The organism is Serratia sp. szju (genome assembly GCF_044594185.1).
GTDB lineage: Bacteria > Pseudomonadota > Gammaproteobacteria > Enterobacterales > Enterobacteriaceae > Serratia > Serratia bockelmannii.
This window is the reverse complement of the sequence record NZ_CP172576.1, coordinates 4458942-4475775: the sequence shown is the minus strand read 5'-3', so window position 1 is coordinate 4475775 and position 16834 is coordinate 4458942. Positions and strand designations below refer to the sequence as shown.

22 protein-coding genes are annotated in these 16834 nt (G+C 57.8%); 16 read left to right on the top strand and 6 right to left on the bottom strand.

Annotated features, from left to right (window positions below):
• Window position 1: 1 nt before the first annotated feature.
• Window positions 2–898 carry a LysR family transcriptional regulator gene (locus tag RE418_RS21155; RefSeq protein WP_049295396.1) on the bottom strand — a complete coding sequence of 299 codons (897 nt, stop codon included), beginning with the start codon at window positions 896–898 and terminating at the stop codon, window positions 2–4.
• Window positions 899–1046: 148 nt separating this feature from the next.
• Here RE418_RS21155 and RE418_RS21150 point away from each other — a divergent pair, with 148 nt between their 5' ends.
• Together RE418_RS21150 and pip are read left to right on the top strand one after the other, a co-directional pair.
• A complete protein-coding gene (locus RE418_RS21150) occupies window positions 1047–1442 on the top strand; it encodes a RidA family protein (RefSeq protein ID WP_025302446.1) in 396 nt (131 codons plus the stop codon).
• A 156-nt stretch (window positions 1443–1598) separates the two neighbouring features.
• Window positions 1599–2552, top strand: coding sequence for a prolyl aminopeptidase (gene pip, locus RE418_RS21145; RefSeq protein ID WP_025302447.1), 954 nt, complete (start codon window positions 1599–1601; stop codon window positions 2550–2552).
• Between the two features lie 30 nt (window positions 2553–2582).
• Here pip and RE418_RS21140 read toward each other — a convergent pair whose 3' ends face one another.
• Window positions 2583–2813 (bottom strand): DNA polymerase III subunit theta, encoded by a 231-nt coding sequence (locus RE418_RS21140; protein WP_043141621.1) that lies wholly within the window; start codon window positions 2811–2813, stop codon window positions 2583–2585.
• A 344-nt stretch (window positions 2814–3157) separates the two neighbouring features.
• Here RE418_RS21140 and ftnA point away from each other — a divergent pair, with 344 nt between their 5' ends.
• From ftnA to RE418_RS21110, 6 genes are all read left to right on the top strand, one after another.
• A complete protein-coding gene (gene ftnA, locus RE418_RS21135; RefSeq protein ID WP_025302449.1) occupies window positions 3158–3676 on the top strand; it encodes a non-heme ferritin in 519 nt (172 codons plus the stop codon).
• Between the two features lie 324 nt (window positions 3677–4000).
• On the top strand, window positions 4001–4384 hold the full coding sequence (gene yobA / locus RE418_RS21130) for a CopC domain-containing protein YobA (protein WP_043141618.1): 384 nt from the start codon (window positions 4001–4003) through the stop codon (window positions 4382–4384).
• 2 nt (window positions 4385–4386) lie between these two features.
• Window positions 4387–5268 (top strand): copper homeostasis membrane protein CopD, encoded by an 882-nt coding sequence (gene copD, locus RE418_RS21125; protein ID WP_213928136.1) that lies wholly within the window; start codon window positions 4387–4389, stop codon window positions 5266–5268.
• 69 nt (window positions 5269–5337) lie between these two features.
• On the top strand, window positions 5338–5679 hold the full coding sequence (locus RE418_RS21120; protein ID WP_089180777.1) for a YebY family protein: 342 nt from the start codon (window positions 5338–5340) through the stop codon (window positions 5677–5679).
• Between the two features lie 470 nt (window positions 5680–6149).
• The gene (locus tag RE418_RS21115; RefSeq protein ID WP_230201378.1) at window positions 6150–6569 is read left to right on the top strand and encodes a hypothetical protein; all 420 of its coding nucleotides are present in this window, start codon (window positions 6150–6152) and stop codon (window positions 6567–6569) included.
• 135 nt (window positions 6570–6704) lie between these two features.
• Window positions 6705–7055, top strand: coding sequence for a DUF4377 domain-containing protein (locus RE418_RS21110; RefSeq protein WP_025302454.1), 351 nt, complete (start codon window positions 6705–6707; stop codon window positions 7053–7055).
• Between the two features lie 38 nt (window positions 7056–7093).
• Here RE418_RS21110 and RE418_RS21105 read toward each other — a convergent pair whose 3' ends face one another.
• Window positions 7094–7930, bottom strand: a complete 837-nt coding sequence (locus RE418_RS21105; protein WP_049209429.1) for an aminoglycoside phosphotransferase family protein — start codon at window positions 7928–7930, stop codon at window positions 7094–7096.
• A gap of 200 nt (window positions 7931–8130) precedes the next feature.
• Between RE418_RS21105 and fabV the strand changes: the two genes are divergently transcribed.
• The 7 genes from fabV (at window position 8131) to RE418_RS21070 (ending at window position 12067) form a co-directional block, all read left to right on the top strand.
• Window positions 8131–9330, top strand: a complete 1200-nt coding sequence (gene fabV / locus RE418_RS21100) for an enoyl-ACP reductase FabV (RefSeq protein WP_025302456.1) — start codon at window positions 8131–8133, stop codon at window positions 9328–9330.
• 157 nt (window positions 9331–9487) lie between these two features.
• Window positions 9488–10051 carry a DUF2975 domain-containing protein gene (locus RE418_RS21095; protein WP_033642723.1) on the top strand — a complete coding sequence of 188 codons (564 nt, stop codon included), beginning with the start codon at window positions 9488–9490 and terminating at the stop codon, window positions 10049–10051.
• A gap of 7 nt (window positions 10052–10058) precedes the next feature.
• Window positions 10059–10274 carry a helix-turn-helix transcriptional regulator gene (locus tag RE418_RS21090; RefSeq protein WP_025302459.1) on the top strand — a complete coding sequence of 72 codons (216 nt, stop codon included), beginning with the start codon at window positions 10059–10061 and terminating at the stop codon, window positions 10272–10274.
• A gap of 227 nt (window positions 10275–10501) precedes the next feature.
• Window positions 10502–10741: a hypothetical protein gene (locus RE418_RS21085; protein ID WP_072008265.1), complete on the top strand. Its 240-nt coding sequence runs from the start codon at window positions 10502–10504 to the stop codon at window positions 10739–10741.
• Window positions 10742–10911: 170 nt separating this feature from the next.
• The gene (locus RE418_RS21080; RefSeq protein ID WP_089180778.1) at window positions 10912–11211 is read left to right on the top strand and encodes a hypothetical protein; all 300 of its coding nucleotides are present in this window, start codon (window positions 10912–10914) and stop codon (window positions 11209–11211) included.
• 61 nt (window positions 11212–11272) lie between these two features.
• Complete coding sequence (locus RE418_RS21075) at window positions 11273–11698, top strand: hypothetical protein (protein ID WP_089180779.1); 426 nt, start codon at window positions 11273–11275, stop codon at window positions 11696–11698.
• Window positions 11699–11731: 33 nt separating this feature from the next.
• On the top strand, window positions 11732–12067 hold the full coding sequence (locus RE418_RS21070; RefSeq protein ID WP_025302462.1) for a hypothetical protein: 336 nt from the start codon (window positions 11732–11734) through the stop codon (window positions 12065–12067).
• Window positions 12068–12104: 37 nt separating this feature from the next.
• On the opposite strand, the gene dcuR is transcribed toward RE418_RS21070, so the two are convergent.
• From dcuR to RE418_RS21055, 3 genes are all read right to left on the bottom strand, one after another.
• Complete coding sequence (gene dcuR, locus RE418_RS21065; RefSeq protein ID WP_004940959.1) at window positions 12105–12824, bottom strand: two-component system response regulator DcuR; 720 nt, start codon at window positions 12822–12824, stop codon at window positions 12105–12107.
• Window positions 12817–14430, bottom strand: a complete 1614-nt coding sequence (locus tag RE418_RS21060) for a sensor histidine kinase (protein WP_089180780.1) — start codon at window positions 14428–14430, stop codon at window positions 12817–12819. Before RE418_RS21060 ends, dcuR begins: the two co-directional genes overlap by 8 nt.
• Before the next feature lie 125 nt (window positions 14431–14555).
• A complete protein-coding gene (locus RE418_RS21055) occupies window positions 14556–15398 on the bottom strand; it encodes a class I fructose-bisphosphate aldolase (protein WP_025302464.1) in 843 nt (280 codons plus the stop codon).
• 484 nt (window positions 15399–15882) lie between these two features.
• Here RE418_RS21055 and RE418_RS21050 point away from each other — a divergent pair, with 484 nt between their 5' ends.
• Window positions 15883–16812: a sugar ABC transporter substrate-binding protein gene (locus RE418_RS21050; protein WP_025302465.1), complete on the top strand. Its 930-nt coding sequence runs from the start codon at window positions 15883–15885 to the stop codon at window positions 16810–16812.
• The last annotated feature ends 22 nt before the right edge of the window (window positions 16813–16834 follow it).

The window sequence follows — 16834 nt, the reverse complement described above, 5'->3', positions numbered from 1 at the left end:
TTCAGCCGCCGAGCGTATCCACCAAGAGATCGAGAAAGCGCCTGACGCGGGGTTCCAGCAGGCGCTTATTCGGATAGAGCGCCACAATCCTGACTTCTTCACCCTCCACGGCGCGCAGCACCTGCTGCAGACGACCGGCGGCCAAATCCTCCGCAATCATAAACTCCGGCAGATACGCGATGCCCAACCCGGCCAAGGCGGCATCGTGCAGCGCTTCTCCGCTGTCCAGCCGCAGGCGGCCGCGAACTGGGGCCTTGACCCATTCGCCGCGCTCGTCACGCAGCCGCCAGGGCTGTTTTTGGCTGCGGCTGCTGAACAGCAGAGCCTCGTGCCCGGCGAGCGACTCGACGGTATGCGGTTCGCCACGGGCGGCGAGGTAGGCGGGGGAGGCGCACAGCAGGGCGCGATACCTGGCGAGGGTTCTGGACACCAGCCGGGTATCCGGCGCCGTGACGCCGATCCGCACCGCCAAATCAAATCCTTCTTCCACGACATCTGCCAGACGATCGGAAAAACTGATCTCCACCTGCACCTCAGGCCAGGCGACGAGAAATTTCGGCACCAGCGGCAACAGGATCCGTCTGCCGAAGGCGGAAGGGGCGGTCAACCGCAGCACTCCGCGTGCGGTGCCCTTGTCGCCGGCGACGCTGGCCTCGGCGTCGTCGACCGAAGTGAGGATCTGCAGGCCACGTCGATAAAACTCTCGTCCCTCGTCGGTCAGGCCAAGCGAACGCGTGGTGCGATGCAACAGCCGCACGCTCAGCCGCTGCTCCAGACGCGCGATGGCCTTGCCCGCCGCCGAACGCGACAGCCCCATCGTCTGTCCGCCGGCGACAAAACTGCCGGTATCGACGACGGCCATGAAAACCTGAATGTCATTGAGATTCGCCCGTAGCATGCTGCCCTCCGAGAACCGGTGATAAGATAATTAATTTAACATATTCAATGCATTAACTGCATCTTCAACGTCGTTTCAGTGACGACATCCATTCGCCAATCAAACGATTATAGTCATCATGGAAACGATAAACGGTTGGAGAATCAGCATGAAAAATGGCATCACGCACTATCACCACGGGGTCATTTGGGAAGAGGAGAATGGCGTGTCCCAAGGCTATCGCGTCAAGGACACCCTCTACATCTCGGGGCAGTTTTCCCATGATATGCAGGGGGAGTTTATCGGCGCGGGCGATATCGAACGGCAAACCCAACAGACGTTGGACAATCTGGATCGGGTATTGGCGGGATTCGGTGCCGAACGTTCGAACCTGGCGTATGTGGAGATCTACCTGACCGATGTACTGGCGCACTTTGAACCGTGCGTTGCGTTGTTCAAGCGCTATGTCGGCGATCACCGGCCCGCCGGTTCGCTGATCGGCGTCACCGGGTTGGCTTCGCCTGAGCAATTGGTGGAGATCAGTGCGATCGCGCACCTTAACTGATCGGGCCTGTGGGCGTTTTGCAGGCAGGTCGATGTGATTTTGAGCAAACGCGCGCCGAGTTCTCGGCGCGCGTTCGAGTTTTCGGGTTTTACCGTTGACCTGCCGGGCGGCTTCCGCTTTGATGAAAGCATGACTCACAGAGAGACGGAAAGCGCCATGGAACAATTACGAGGTTTGTACCCGCCGTTAGCGGCATACGACAGCGGTTGGCTGGACACTGGGGATGGCCACCGGATCTACTGGGAGCTGAGCGGTAACCCGAACGGTAAACCGGCGGTCTTCATTCACGGTGGACCGGGTGGCGGTATCTCCCCGCATCATCGTCAACTGTTCGATCCCGAACGCTACAAGGTGCTGCTGTTCGATCAGCGCGGTTGCGGCCGTTCCCGCCCGCACGCCAGCCTGGACAACAATACCACCTGGCACTTGGTGGCCGATATCGAGCGGTTGCGCGAAATGGCCGGCGTCGAGCAGTGGCTGGTGTTCGGCGGCTCCTGGGGGTCTACGCTGGCGCTCGCCTATGCGCAGACCCACCCGGAGCACGTCAGTGAAATGGTGCTGCGCGGCATCTTCACCCTGCGCAAGCAGGAGCTGCATTGGTATTACCAGGACGGCGCTTCGCGCTTCTTCCCGGACAAATGGGAGCGCGTGCTGTCCATCCTATCGGATGACGAGCGTCAAGACGTGATCGCCGCCTACCGGCAGCGGCTGACCTCGGCCGATCCGCAGGTGCAGCTTGAAGCGGCCAAGCTGTGGAGCGTGTGGGAAGGGGAGACGGTCACGCTGTTGCCGAGCCGTGAATCTGCTTCGTTTGGCGAGGATGATTTCGCGCTGGCGTTCGCCCGTATTGAAAACCACTACTTCACGCATCTGGGCTTCCTGGAGAGCGACGACCAGCTGCTGCGTAACGTGCCGCTGATCCGCCATATTCCGGCGGTGATTGTCCACGGCCGCTATGACATGGCCTGCCAGGTGCAGAACGCCTGGGATCTGGCCAAGGCCTGGCCGGAGGCGGAGCTGCATATCGTGGAAGGGGCGGGGCATTCGTATGATGAGCCGGGTATTTTGCACCAGCTGATGATCGCCACCGACCGGTTCGCCGGCAAGTGACGCAAAAACCCGCCGTAATGGCGGGTTTTGTTATTTGACCTTCGGCTCGTACGGCAGGCGCGAAAATCGGTGGGATTCCGCGCGGTAGTGCGCCACGCGCTCGCGAAAATAGTCGCGCAGCGGCTCCGGCTGCTCGCGCTCTACCACTTCCGGGATCACCGGCATGTTGTAGCGCTCTTTGTACGCCACGCCTGAGGCGGCGAGATCCACGTTCACCCTGTCCATCTCTTCTTTGGACAACTCGGCCAGATTGTAACCCACGCTATGCTCCTTACTTACTTTGCCGCATTGAATCTGCGCAGAAGGTAATCCACCCGGCGGCGCTTGGCAAGCCCGTTGCGCCGCCGTCGCGGGCGATATTTATCCAGCAGTAATGCAATCTATTTATTCTTTTAAATAAGAATGATTCGCTTTATGATTAAAATAAAAGATGAAAATAATTATCATGTTAATTCTCAATGTATTGGTGATATTTTAATTTATTGATATTTATGGTTTTTATAATTAATGTGATTTGAGTGTAAATAAGGTGTTTTTATTTTTACGGCAGCAGGGCATAATGCGCGGAAATTAAATTCATGACCTGCAAAATAAAAGGAATCATTATGCTGACGCAAGAAATGACTCAAAAGCTGAATGAGCAACTGAATCTGGAGTTCTACTCCGCCAACCTGTACCTGCAGATGAGCGCATGGTGCAGCGATAAAGGCTTTGAAGGCGCCGCCGCATTTCTTAAAGAGCACTCTCAGGAAGAGATGCAGCATATGCAACGCCTGTTCGACTACCTGAGCGACACCGGTTCTCTACCGCTGCTGGGCAGCATCGCCGCGCCGCCGGTGGCGTTCGAATCGCTGGCGGACGTGTTCCAGCAGACCTACGAACACGAACAGCTGATCACCCGTCAGATCAACGAACTGGCGCACGCCGCCATGACCGCGCACGATTACTCCACCTTCAACTTCCTGCAGTGGTACGTGGCGGAGCAGCATGAAGAAGAGAAACTGTTCAAATCCGTGCTGGATAAGCTGGCGCTGGTGGGCACCAGCGGCAAAGGCTTGTTCTTCATCGACAAAGATCTGAAGAAAATGGGCGCGATGGGCCAGGGCGGCAACGGCCAGGCTTAATCTGCACCAGAACATCGAAAAACCGCGCGCGGGCGAGCCTGACGCGCGGTTTTTTTTACCCTGCGTTTATCGCGGTTATGCGGCGATACGTGCTGCCGGATCGCAAAATGCCAGTGATGCGCTCGACTTGCTGAGGCGTGGTCGTTATGATTTACCGCGATACGCTACAGGGATGGTAGAGTCAAAACAGCGGGTTAGCCGATATAACCCGTTTTTCTGTTTACCCGTGGCGCAATCACTTGCGGTGGGTTGGGGCCGCTGATACATCGCCTTGGCTGTGGCCTTAACCCTTATGACCCTCTTTTACTGTTAAGGGATACCACTGTGATCGGTAAAATTCGTTCCTCCTGTCGCCTGCTTTCCACCGTTTTCGTCCTGTTCGTTGGCCTTTCTTCACAGCAAGCCTTGGCGCACGCTCACCTGAAAGTGGAAACGCCGAAGGCCGACGCCAGCGTCAGCCCGGCGCCGAAGGCGCTGACTCTCAGCTTCTCCGAAGGCATCGAGCCGAACTTCAGCGGCGTGAAAATCACCGGCCCGGACAACACCGTGGTGAAAACCGGCAAGCTGCAGCTCGATCCGAACAATAACACCCAGGTCAACGTGCCGATCGACGGCGAGCTGAGCGCGGGCAAATACAACGTCAGCTGGCATGTGGTGTCGGTCGACGGGCATAAAACCAAAGGCCAGTACAGCTTCACCGTAAACTGATCGTGACTCTGGCGACCCTGTTCGTTCTGTGTCGCTTGGTGCACTTTGCGGCGGTGATGCTGATGTTCGGCATCAGTCTGTTCACCGCCTTATTGTCACCGCAGCGCCTCTCCCCGATCCTCTCCCGCGATGTGCGCCCGCTGCTGCTTGCCGGCACCTGGGCTGCCGGGCTTTCCGCCGTGGCGCTGCTGGCTATTCAGGCCGGGCAGATGGGCGACGGTTGGCACGACGCCTGGCGGCTGGAGGTTTGGTGGGCGGTGCTCGGCACCACCTTCGGCGAAGTGTGGCGCTGGCATCTGGGCCTGTCGCTGCTGGCGATCCTGAGCCTGCTGCTGCCGGAACGGCCGCGCGCGCAGGCGTTGGCGCTGTGTTCGGCGCTGCTGCTGGTGAGCTTGGCGTTTATCGGCCACGCGGCGATGCACGAAGGCACGTTGGGCGCGCTGCACCGCGCCAACCATGCGATACACCTGCTGGCCGCCGGTTACTGGTTCGGCAGCCTGGTGCCGCTGCTGGTTTGCCTGCGCTACCTGCAGCCGCCGCAATGGCGCAGCGACGCCATCACCACGCTGATCCGTTTCTCGCGCTGGGGGCACCTGGCGGTGGCGGCGGTGATCGTCACCGGCATCGTCAACAGCCTGATCATTCTCGGTGGTTGGCCGCTTAACCTCAGCTCGCCTTATCAGCGCCTGCTGCTGATTAAAACCGCGCTGGTGGCGCTGATGGTGATGGTGGCGCTGGCCAATCGCTACGCTATCGTGCCGGCAATGAGCCGCGTGCCGGCGCTGGCGCAGCGCGGCGTGGTGCTGGCCTGCTGGCTCGAAGTCGGGCTGGGGATGGCGGTGCTGCTGCTGGTCAGTTTATTTGCAACCTATGCGCCGGTATGACATTTCAGCTTGCCGCAGGCCGGCAAGCTGCGGGAAAATCGACGCGAATAGCAACCTTAAGGCCAACACATGAAATCGGTATTACTCGGCATTACGCTGCTGGCAACCACGACCGGCGCGCTGGCGGCAGACAAACTGGTGAACATCACTAAACTGGAGTACGGCAAACAGTGGGCGTTCACCAAGGAAGAGGTGACGCTGCAGTGCCGCAGCGGCGGCGCGCTGTTCGTGCTCAACAACAGCACCTTGATGCAATACCCGCTCAACGATGCAGCGGAGCAGCAGGTGAAGAAGGGCCATCAGCGTGCGCAGCCGCTGGAGGTGCTCCTGCTGGACGACCCTGCCGAACCAGGGAAAAAAATGAGCCTGGCGCCGTTCATTGAACGCGCCGAGAAGCTGTGCGCTGACTAACCGCTTGTTTGCCAACGCCTTGCCCAACGTGCGCGGATTGATGCGCATTTGCCGCATAGTTATTTCGTCACGAAACTATCACGCGGCCGCCGGGCGGCTGGCAAAACTGGCGCGGTAGGCTACTCTTAAAGTGCACGGCTGAACAAGCCCTGCATTAAATGCCAACTTTTAGCGCACGGCTCTCTCCCAAGAGCCATTTCCCTAGACCGAATATAGGAATCGTATTCGGTCTTTTTTTGTGTGATTGATTTATAAGTAAATTTCACCTAAGACGCCAGCAACAATCCCCGCTCCTCTTTCGAATCACAGCCACCAACCCGATCTCCATCCCCACCCGCACATATCGCTAATTTAGCCGCACTAAAAGTCATTATGTCATCTATGGCGCTGATAAGCTTCGGTCATTGCTCCCATCACCGGTTAAGCGAGAGTGACATTATGTGGAATATCAAGACATTAGGCGTTGTAAAATGAAACCTGCGTTGAACGATCGGCTGAGTCGGTTGAAGAGGGCGTTGCCCGGCTACCTTGAGGCGTGGCGTGAGGGGATTTTACCCTCTGACTGGGGGCAGGTGGCTAATCCTGAAGTGGTTGCCGCCCTGTTGGCGGAGTGGGAGGCGCTAAGCGAATTGGCGTCTCGGTTCGAAACCGCCACTGAAACTCCCTCCGAACCGGCTGCATTTTGGCAGGCGCGTGCCGAGCAGATGGCGCAGCGCAATCGCGAACTCAGTGCCCAACTGGCGACGCCAGTCCGTTTGCCCGGCGCGCGGGTGGCATTCTTTGGCTATGTGAAAACGGCGGTGATGGACGCCAGGCAGGTGAGGGCGGCGATTCGTGATGCCGGTTTTCTCATTGATACCGATGATAAAAACGACAGCGTACCGTCATGACCTCTGTCCTGTAACGCATGAGTTTGGAGAATAAGCGCGAGCGAATAATGTCGCCTCTGTGATACGGAGCAAGGTTCAATTCATCCAGTCAATTTGTTAGGATCGTCTGACCTACATGACTATTGGTGCAGTACATTGAAAATCAAAGCGTTGTTATTTGTTGCGTTGGCCGCATTGGCCGGCTGCAGCCAGGAGGGAACCTCGATGAATCAGCCCGCAAATGAGAAAGGCGGCCAAACGGAAGTGTTGCTGGTGAACAGCGCGCTGGTGGACTGCGTGGGCGTCGGCCCGATGAAGTGCATGCAGGTGCGTCGCTCCGCGCAGCAGCCGTGGGAGTTGTTCTATACCGGCATCGAGGGTTTCACCTTCGAACCGGGTTATCAGTATCGGCTGAAAGTGCTTGTTACCCCGGTGGAGAACGTGCCGGCCGATGCCTCGTCGCTGCGTTATACGCTGATTGAGCAGTTGGAAAAGAACAAGGCGTAATGATTGCAGACCGGGCGAAGTGCGTCCGGTCTGCTGTTTTATAGCGTCAATCCCATCTCCGCCGCGACCTGCTTCAGCTGGTAGCGTGACGTGCGCGTCAGCAAAGGTTCCTTATCGACATAGTAGGCGTAAGCGATAACGCCAATCGACAGCGCCCAGGCGCGACCGCGACGCCAGGTCTCATCGTCCACCTTCACCGCTCGGCGGAAATGTTCGCGGGCTTCCGGCCCCATCAGGTTCCAGGCGACGATCAGATCGACCGCCGGATCGCCGATGGCGATGCCGCCCCAGTCGATCACCGCCGCCAGTTCACCGTTGTCGACCAGCAAATTGCCGGGTTGAATGTCCGTATGTAGCCAGCATGCGCCGGCGGTGTTTTCACGCACCTGGCTCACATTGTCCCACGTCCGCAGCAGGACGGCGGCATCGAGGTGAGGGGCGCACTGGGCGATAGACTCGCGCGTGAGGGCATCTCTGGCGCTGATCGGGCCGCCGCGATAGGCGGTGATCTCATAGTCTGCGGTCGGGATGGTATGGAGCGTGCGTACGAATTCGCCCAACTGCGTCGCCAGCGCCGGGCTGCATTCGCCGCAGGCGGGCGTGCGACCGCTGATCCAACGGCCGATGCTCCAGGCGAAAGGATAGGCGTCATCCGGCTTGCCCTGGGCTAACGGCGCTGAAATCGGTGCCGGCAGATGAGGGGCCAGCAACGCGGGGTAGCGGTTCTCGCGCGCCAGCGCTTCGGCCGCCGAGGCGGTACGCGGCAGGCGAATGAACAGCGCGTCGCCGAGCCGCAGCATCACGTTGTCGGTACCGCCGGTGGTGACGAGTTCGATGGGTAACGCCGCCCAGGCCGGGAACTGTTCGGCGAGCATAGCTCGGACATGGGGGAGAGAGATTTCGGCCTCATCGGCATGTATTTTGGGAATGGCATTCACCCGGTACGGCTCCTTCACTGGCGCAGGGGGCGGCCCCGACTGGTCTGTTCACTGCGCTTGTTTTCGCACTTTCTTAAGTATATCGAGAAAATCAGGTATATTGTCCTTCGGTTTTTAGCTACCAAGAAAAAATTACTATGATTATCAAACCTAAAATTCGTGGTTTTATCTGCACCACCGCTCACCCGGCAGGCTGTGAAGCCAACGTCCGTGAGCAAATCGCCTACGTTAAGTCGCGTGGCGAACTGAAAAACGGGCCTAAAAAGGTGCTGGTCATTGGTGCATCCACCGGTTACGGTCTGGCCTCGCGCATCAATGCCGCTTTCGGCAGCGGTGCGGCCACCATCGGCGTATTTTTCGAGAAGCCTGGCAGCGAAGGCAAAACCGGTTCCGCCGGTTGGTACAACTCCGCCGGTTTCGACAAGGCAGCTAAAGAAGAAGGCCTGTACGCGAAAAGCATCAACGGCGACGCATTCTCCAACGAGTGCCGTCAAACCGTGATCGATCTGATCAAAAAAGACCTGGGTCAGGTTGACCTGGTGGTTTACTCGCTGGCTTCGCCGGTGCGTAAAATGCCGGAAACCGGCGAAGTGGTGCGTTCCGCACTGAAGCCGATCGGCGAGCCGTACAAATCCGTTGCGCTGGACACCAACAAAGACGTGCTGGTTGAAGCCGTGGTCGAGCCGGCCAACGAGCAAGAAATCGCCGACACCGTGAAGGTGATGGGCGGCCAGGACTGGCAGCTGTGGATGGACGCGCTGGACGAAGCGGGCGTGCTGGCGGATAACGCGCAGTCTGTCGCTTACTCCTACATTGGTACCGATCTGACCTGGCCAATCTACTGGCACGGTACGCTGGGCAAGGCGAAAGAAGATCTGGATCGCGCGGCGCAGGCCATCAACCAGAAGCTGCAGGCCAAAGGCGGCGCGGCTTACGTTGCGGTGCTCAAGTCGGTGGTAACTCAGGCCTCCTCCGCCATTCCGGTGATGCCGCTGTATATCTCCATCGTGTTCAAAATCATGAAGGAGCAGGGCATTCACGAAGGCTGCATCGAGCAGATCCAGCGTCTGTTCGCGACCAAGCTGTACAGCGGTGCGGCGCCGGACACCGACGAGAAACACCGTCTGCGCCTGGATGACTGGGAACTGCGCGATGCCGTGCAGGAAACCTGCCGTGAAATCTGGCAGCAGCTGAACGACAATAACATCAACGAACTGACCGATTACCAGGGCTACAAGGCGGAATTCCTGCGCCTGTTCGGCTTCGGTCTGCAGGGCGTTGATTACGATGCCGATCTGAGCGGCGAAGCCAACTTCGACGTGATCGAACTGGTCTAAGCGCGTCGAGCAGTCAAACAAGGTCGGGTTAGCCCGGCCTTTTTTATTGCCCGCGCATTGGCGTCCACCGCCTGACTCATCAGTCCACTTGATCATTGACAGCAATAAATTATCGTTTTACGATAATTTATTGCTGTTGATTAAGGGATAGAAAATTATGGGCGCTGCGCCAAGGATCCATCTGCCGCTGTACGTGCGTTGTCTGTGTTTGCTCATTATGGCGATGCTGATCGTCAGCACCGGCGTTGAGATGTTCATCATTGTGCGGGATTGGCTGCAGGGCGTAGCCTATCGCGATATCGTCGCCTCTTACCGGGAATATTACCCGGAGCTGCTTGCCTACGCGATCCCGCAGCAACGCTGGGCGCTGTTCGCCACGCTGGTTATCGACATGCTCGGTTATTTGCCCTATTACAGCGCGCTGCTGTGCGGCGCTGGGCTGTTTTATCAATTTTTCCGCGGCAACGTGTGGCATCGCAACAATATGGTGCTGTTGCAGATCATCGGCATCTTGCTGATCGTCGATGTGTTGTTCCCGTCGTTAGCTGGTCTGTTGCAGGTGATGGTATTGACCGCCGATGAAAAAATGCTGTTTATCCTTTATTATGGCGTCAATAGCGAGTCGGTGCGCTCGCTGATCGTAGGCTGCGCAATCCTGGTATTTAGCCGGGTATTTCTGGAAGCGTTGCGGCTGAATGAAGAACAGCTTTCTTTCGTGTGAGAATAGAGTGGCAATAATCGTAAGTCTTGATGTCATGTTGGCCAAAAGGAAGATGCGTTCAAAGGAGCTGGCGGAGCAGGTGGGGATCACCGAGCAAAACCTGTCTCTGTTGAAAAACGGCAAGGTCAAGGGAGTCAGGCTGGAAACGCTGGACAAGATCTGCCGCATTCTCGACTGCCAGCCTGGCGATCTGTTGGCCTGGCAGCCGGACGGCGAAGAGTAAGATCCCAGCGCACTCGGAAGTGCGCTGAACCTGCTGGCCCATTTCTGCGATTAGCGTTATCTTATTGAGCGATATTTGTTTTATTCAGGTTAATTAAAATAACGGGTGATTAACACTTGCGTATTCTTTTTGTCGCTGGCGATGGCATGCGGCGAACGTTATTAAACTAAATAAACTCATTTTTCATTTACCGTCACTACCAATGGCGTTATTTTAAGGGGAATAGTATGACATGGCGTAATTATCTTCTGGCATTGTGTCTGGTATTAAACGGATGCAGTGCCATTTACCCCACTGTTTCATCCTCATCCTCCTCCACTCATCGGGGGAATTGGGGAGCACCGCAGCCCGCAACGCGAGAACAAAAACAGCGTATTATCGCCGGCGAATCCGCCGCTTCCGTGCTGAATGAAGGCCGGGTCGGTATCGGCGGTACGCTGGACTGGTCGAAAATAGGGGGGCGCTAATCGCCACTCTTTATTCGGCGTGGCGCCAGACGTTATCTCAGAGATATTATGGAGCGGTTTATTATTAATTCGCTACTCTGTTTTTCCGATGCGTTATTTATCTTTAAACGATGAATCTCTGCTTGTTGAATTTATATCGACATACCTAGACATCATTACAGGAGTTTTCAATGGCAAAGCGTATTGTCGCCATGTTGATAATGTCGTTGTTGAGTCTGCAAGCAAATGCGGCCCGTTACGATCGGCAATGCGAGGGAGTTTCTCCCGTGCTGTTTCAGAAGAAATTGAAAGAGCTGGCGCATGGCCTGCGACAAGAGATGGCGGTGCCGATACCACCCACGGAGAACGAGGCTGAAACCTTGGCGCGTCTGGCGGAATGCGATGCCGAAAACGCGAAAACGCCGGCGACGGGAGGGCAACATGCGCCCGATCCCGCAGAGCCTCATATGTCTTCACCCAATGGCTGTTGAACGGTTCTCTGCGTCATTTTTCGTGGCGCGCCCCAGTCGGCTTATTCATGGAGCTTGTGTATTGAAAATACCCTCGTTAATCGCTGCGGCGCTGGCGCTGCTGGCCTCATTTTGCAGTCAGGCGTTCATCGATCGCCATTCCTCGCCCGGCGCCTCGACGGAAAGTCCCTCTGCGGCGGGATGCTCGGCGCGGCTGGATGGCTTGTTGCAGCATATTTGGTTGGTTGAACAGATTCAGGCGGAGCGCATGCAGCTGGCGCGGCTGCGTGCGGAGCGGGAAGCGTTGGAAATGTGGTTGCAAACACAGAAAACGGCGAGACGTTCTGCGCAGGGGCACCAGAGCGCCCGATCGGCCTGCGAACAGGGAGCCGATATTGTTCGCTGCCTGTCGCTGCGTCTGCGCCGGACGTCCCTGATGGGGCCGCATCGGCCGTTTGTCGGCGCATATTGCCGGGCCTGGCTGAATGGTCGGCCGCTGAATTGCTAAAGATGAGAACAGGGACTTGTCAGGAGTTTATCGATGAAAATGATAGTGTTGACTGGCGTGGCCTTGTGTTGCGCCAGCTTCGCGCAGGCGCGGGTGGATCTGGAATACCATGCGGCGGCGCCGAAGGACAGTAAGATCACCGAGGAATACCAGAAAAAGCGTGATGCATTGCGTCACAAGGTGTGGAATGTCGATAACCTGACGCTGGTCAACGAGCAGGCGATTGCACGGGAACAGCAGCGCGAGGCAGCAGAGGCCGCCGAGCGGCAGCAGCGGAACCTGGAACAGCAGGAGAAAAAGCAGCGTTGCCTGCGCAGACACTCGAAAGATCCTCACCCCGAGGCGAAGTGTTACATGCACAACTTCTAGCCTTCAACGTCCGGGCGCTTGCAGCGCCCGGCGTCGTTTAGGCCGGGCGGCAATGCTCTTTCAGCATGGCGATCGCATCCGGTTTCAACTGATACAGATAGACCGGTCGGCCAGTGGCGCCGTACAGAATACGGGTGCCGAGAATGCCGCTCTCCGCCAGATAGATGAGGTACTTGCGGCAGGACACCCGCGAAATGCCGATGGCGTTGGCCAGGTTGTCGGTGGAAAATTCGCTGTCGTGCTGCTGTTCGATCCACTCGCACACCGTGCTCAGGGTGATGCTGGTTAGCCCTTTCGGCAGCTTCTTGCTCTCCTGGCCGCCGGGCTGGCGGCGTAGCAGGCTGTCGACGTCAGCCTGCGAAAACTCGCGCTGCGCCAAAAGCTGCGACTGTTGCCGGTAGTGGCTCAGTGCCTCCTTGAAGCGGCTGAACTGGAACGGTTTGATCAGATAATCCACCACGCCGTAGTGCAGCGCTTTTTGCACCGTGTTCACGTCGCTGGCGGAGGAGATGATGATCACATCGGTCTTCTCACCCAGTTCGCGCAGGCCGGGCAGCAGATCCAGCCCGTTCTCCTGCTGCATGTAGATATCCAACAACACCAGATCGATGCTGACGCTGGCATCGGCCAGCAGGGCGCGCGCCTGGCTCAGAGTGGCGACCGTCGCTTGGCAGTGAAAACCGCCGACCTGGCTCAGGTAGTATTTGTTCAGCTCCGCCACCATCGGGTCGTCGTCGACAATCAGTACGTTAATCATGGGCTCTGCTCTTGGCCTGATAGGGAAGGTGCACGAAAAATTGGGTCAGCTCGCCCGGTTCGGATTCGAAATCGATGCTGCCGCCCAGTTTCTCCAGATGGCTGCGGATCAGCGCCAGGCCGATGCCGCGTCCCGTTCCCTTGGTGGAAAATCCGTGTTCGAAGATGCGCGCGCCGATCGCCGGATCGATGCCGGGGCCGTCGTCGCTGACGATACAGTGTAATTGATCGTCGTGGTGATGGAAGCTCAGGCCGATCTCGTGGCCCTCAACGCCGTCGATGGCGTCGATGGCGTTTTCGATCAGGTTGCCGAGCACGCTGATCAGCACATGGGTGGTCTCCGCATCGTCGGTTTCTGGCAGCAGGCTGGTTTCCTCGATGGTCAGTTCGATGCCGGCCTCATGGGCGCGGCTGATCTTGCCGATGAAGAAGCCCGCCACTTCCGGCGAATGGATCTTGCGCAGCAACGCGCCGATCTCTTCCTGGTAGTTGCTGGCGGTGTTGATGATGTAGTTTTCCAACTGCTGATAGGCCTTCATGTGCAGCATGCCGAGTATCACATGCAGCTTGTTCATAAATTCGTGCGACTGCACCCGCAGGGCGTCGGCGTAGTGTGCCATGCCGCTCAGGCGCTGCAGCAAGCGGCTGACCTCGGTCTTGTCGCGGAAGGTGGCGATGGCACCGGTCACCTTGCCGTTGACGATCACTGGCACGGTATTGGTCAGCAGTTCGCTGCCGTTGAAGCTGATCTGCCGATCGCGCAGCGGTTCGCCGCTGGCCAGCACCTCCGCCAGATGCAGCTGCGCCGGCCAATGCTTGCTGGCGGCTTCCAGCAGCAGGTTTTCCACCGGCCCGCTCTGGCGCAGCAGGCGCTTGGCTTCGTCATTGACGATGGTGATGCGGGATTCATTATCGACCGCGATCACGCCTTCTTTAATCGACTGCAGCATGGCGTTGCGCTGCTCGAACAGGTTGGAGATTTCGTAAGGCTCGAAACCCAGCATGATGCGTTTGAGCGCAGAGACCAGGAAGAAGGTGCCCAGGCTGCCGACCAGCGCGGCGAAGGCGATGGTCCAATAGATGATCCAGCGGCTCTCCGCCACCACCCGCTGCACGGTGTCCAGCGCGATGCCGAGTGCCACTACGCCGATTTGTTTTTTCTGATCGTCATACACCGGCACGAACACCCGCAGGGCCGGAGCCAGCGTGCCGCGGTTGATGGCGCTGTTGACGTTGCCTTGCAGCGCCGGCGCCAGATCGTCGCCGATAAAATGTTTGCCGATCAGCCAGGGTTTGGGGTGCGAATAGCGGATGCCCTGCATATCCACCACCACCACGAACAGCAGCTCGTTTTGATGGCGCACCTGCTCGGCGAAGCGCTGAATGGCGCCGCTTTGATCGCGCCGCTGCAGGCCGTCGATCACGGTGTTGGAGAGCGCCAGCGTGTTGGCGACGGCGATGGCTTTTTGCTGCAGCTGATCTTGCCCCTCGCGGCTCATCTGCACGAAAAACAGCGCGAATACCACCAGCAGCACCGAAGCGATGATGGCGGACACCATCAGCGTGATGGAGGTGCTCAGCTTGAGCGGCACCCGTTGTTTTGGCATGGCGGTTCTCCGAATGGCGATTTCACGGCATATTCTAGCGAGGAATGAGGCAAGCTGCAGTTACCGGCAGCAGGTTATAGCATGCTGCCGGGGTGCGGAGGGGTTATTTTAGTTACAAAAGCGGGTCATTGCTGGTGGTAGAGCTCCAGCGCCTGTTGGCCGCTGGCACCTTGATGGATGATCGCCATCAGGGCGCGCACCACCTGCGACGGATTGCTGTGTTGGTAAACGTTGCGGCCATAGACCATGCCGGAAGCGCCCTGGGCCATCAGCGCGGCGGATTTTTCCAGCACCGGCCCCAGCTCCCCCTTGCCGCCGCCACGCACCAGCGTCGGGCAGCGCGCCGCTTCCACCACGCGGTGAAAATCCTCCACCCGATCGGTCGGATCGGCCTTGATGATGTCGGCACCCAGCTCGCGCGCCAGCCGCACCAGCGGCACGATCTTCTCCACGTCACCCAGCGATCCGTAGGCGGCGCCCTGGCCGGCTGGCGCCATTACCAGCGGTTCGATCATCAGCGGCATGGCGTAGCGATCGCAGGCGTGGCGCAGGCGGCCGATGTTCTCCACGCATTGGCGGAAAATGCCGGGTTCATCCGGGATCATATACAGATTGACCACCACCGCGGCGGCGTCCATTTGCAGCGCGGCGAGGATCGGCGCTTCCGGGTTGTGCAACACCGCCCACATCTCACGGTGGCGCGCGGCGTTATAGGCGTTGCCGACGTCGGTGCGCAGCACCAGCGCCGGTTTTTCACGCTGCGGCGCGCGCTGCAGCAGCTCCGCCTGGCCGTAGTTGACCTGAATGGCGTCGGGGCGCGCGGCGATCAGGTTGCCCATCACCCGTTCGATATCTTCCAAGCCGATTAAGAAATCCGGTTCGTTGGCGATGCCGTGATCGATCGCCACATCCAGGCACTTGCCGTTGTTGAACAGGCGGTTCATCCGCACCTTACTGCTGAGCTGCATGTCAGGTCCTCCTGAGATAGGGATATGTCCATTATTGCCGAGTAAGAATGGTCGGGAAACGCGGAAACCGCAAACTGCGTAGCCGCTCGCAGTTTTTGCCGGCGCACGAAAGGGGAACGCTCGCCGGTGGCTTTCATTTCATTTGTTAGATCCGTGTCATGTTTTTGTTAATAAGCCATTCCAAAATGCATGTTTCGCTTGTTTGGGTTAAAAAGTTTCAATAATCTAAATTATGAAATAAACATTTAAAAACGCGATAAAGACGCCGTTTGCTGTGCCAGGGGTTTATTTCAATTGATTGTTTTTAATCTGTTTTGAGATATCGATCACCATTTTTTTCACGGCCTTAATACGGCGATAACGCGGTAATTTCGCCGTATCAAAGGGATAACACCGACCGTATTGTTGTTTGAATGTAAAAAATATTTTTCATTAGCTGTCAACCAACAGACCTCTTCATTCTAACGATTAAAGGGTAACGAACATGAAGCTGAAGAAACTGATCGCCGCCTCGGTACTGATGTGTATGCTGCCGGCCAGCGTGTTGGCGAAAGACATCAAGATCGGCGTTTCCATGGCTTACTTCGATGACAACTTCCTCACCATTCTGCGCCAGTCGATGCAAAGCAAAATGAAGGCCGACGGCAACGTCAGCGGCCAGTTCGAAGACGCCAAGGGCGACATTGCGCAGCAAATTCAACAAATCGAAAACTTCGTCAGCCAGGGCGTCGACGCCATCATCCTCAACCCAGTGGATACCCAGGGCGTCAAGCCGATGATCAAGCTGGCCGAGAAGGCCAAGATCCCGCTGGTGTTCGTCAACCGCAAGCCGGAAGTGGCGCTGCCGGCCGGCATGGCCTACGTCGGCTCCGATTCCAAGCTGGCCGGCAAGCTCCAGATGGAAGAGCTGGCCAAGCTGATGAACGGCAAGGGCAACGTGATGATCCTGATGGGCGAGCTGTCGAGCGAAGCCACGCGCGACCGCACTCGCGGCGTGGAAGAGGTGGCGGCCAACTACCCCGGCATCAAAATAGTCGACAAACAAACCGCTAAGTTCTTCCGTAAAGAGGCCGTGGACGTCACCACCGACTGGATTTTGTCCGGCCAGCAGATTGACGCCATCGCCTCCAACAACGACGAAATGGCCATCGGCGCTATTTTGGCGCTGAAGCAAGCCAAGAAATCCGGCGTGCTGGTGGCCGGCGTTGACGGCACGCCGGACGCGCTGGAGTTCATCAAGAAGGGCGATCTGGCGTTGAGCGTGTTCCAGGACGCCAAAGGCCAGGGCGAGGGCGCGGTGCAAACCGCCGTTCAGCTGGTGAAAGGCGAGAAAGTGGAGAGCAACGTGCTGATCCCTTACCAGCTGATCACCCAGGCCAATTACCAGCAATTCGCCGATAAAAACAAGAAATAAGCCTTGAAGCCCGCCGCGGGCG

What these genes read in the sequence shown, in the direction of transcription:
- RE418_RS21050 (WP_025302465.1), top strand. Translation starts at nt 15,883, where the DNA reads ATGAAGCTGAAGAAACTGATCGCCGCCTCGGTACTGATGTGTATGCTG.
- pip (WP_025302447.1), top strand. Translation starts at nt 1,599, where the DNA reads ATGGAACAATTACGAGGTTTGTACCCGCCGTTAGCGGCATACGACAGC.
- fabV (WP_025302456.1), top strand. Translation starts at nt 8,131, where the DNA reads ATGATTATCAAACCTAAAATTCGTGGTTTTATCTGCACCACCGCTCAC.
- ftnA (WP_025302449.1), top strand. Translation starts at nt 3,158, where the DNA reads ATGCTGACGCAAGAAATGACTCAAAAGCTGAATGAGCAACTGAATCTG.
- RE418_RS21070 (WP_025302462.1), top strand. Translation starts at nt 11,732, where the DNA reads ATGAAAATGATAGTGTTGACTGGCGTGGCCTTGTGTTGCGCCAGCTTC.
- RE418_RS21060 (WP_089180780.1), bottom strand. Translation starts at nt 14,430, where the DNA reads ATGCCAAAACAACGGGTGCCGCTCAAGCTGAGCACCTCCATCACGCTG.
- RE418_RS21055 (WP_025302464.1), bottom strand. Translation starts at nt 15,398, where the DNA reads ATGCAGCTCAGCAGTAAGGTGCGGATGAACCGCCTGTTCAACAACGGC.
- RE418_RS21095 (WP_033642723.1), top strand. Translation starts at nt 9,488, where the DNA reads ATGGGCGCTGCGCCAAGGATCCATCTGCCGCTGTACGTGCGTTGTCTG.
- dcuR (WP_004940959.1), bottom strand. Translation starts at nt 12,824, where the DNA reads ATGATTAACGTACTGATTGTCGACGACGACCCGATGGTGGCGGAGCTG.
- RE418_RS21105 (WP_049209429.1), bottom strand. Translation starts at nt 7,930, where the DNA reads ATGCTCGCCGAACAGTTCCCGGCCTGGGCGGCGTTACCCATCGAACTC.
- RE418_RS21155 (WP_049295396.1), bottom strand. Translation starts at nt 898, where the DNA reads ATGCTACGGGCGAATCTCAATGACATTCAGGTTTTCATGGCCGTCGTC.
- RE418_RS21120 (WP_089180777.1), top strand. Translation starts at nt 5,338, where the DNA reads ATGAAATCGGTATTACTCGGCATTACGCTGCTGGCAACCACGACCGGC.
- RE418_RS21080 (WP_089180778.1), top strand. Translation starts at nt 10,912, where the DNA reads ATGGCAAAGCGTATTGTCGCCATGTTGATAATGTCGTTGTTGAGTCTG.
- RE418_RS21085 (WP_072008265.1), top strand. Translation starts at nt 10,502, where the DNA reads ATGACATGGCGTAATTATCTTCTGGCATTGTGTCTGGTATTAAACGGA.
- RE418_RS21115 (WP_230201378.1), top strand. Translation starts at nt 6,150, where the DNA reads ATGAAACCTGCGTTGAACGATCGGCTGAGTCGGTTGAAGAGGGCGTTG.
- RE418_RS21150 (WP_025302446.1), top strand. Translation starts at nt 1,047, where the DNA reads ATGAAAAATGGCATCACGCACTATCACCACGGGGTCATTTGGGAAGAG.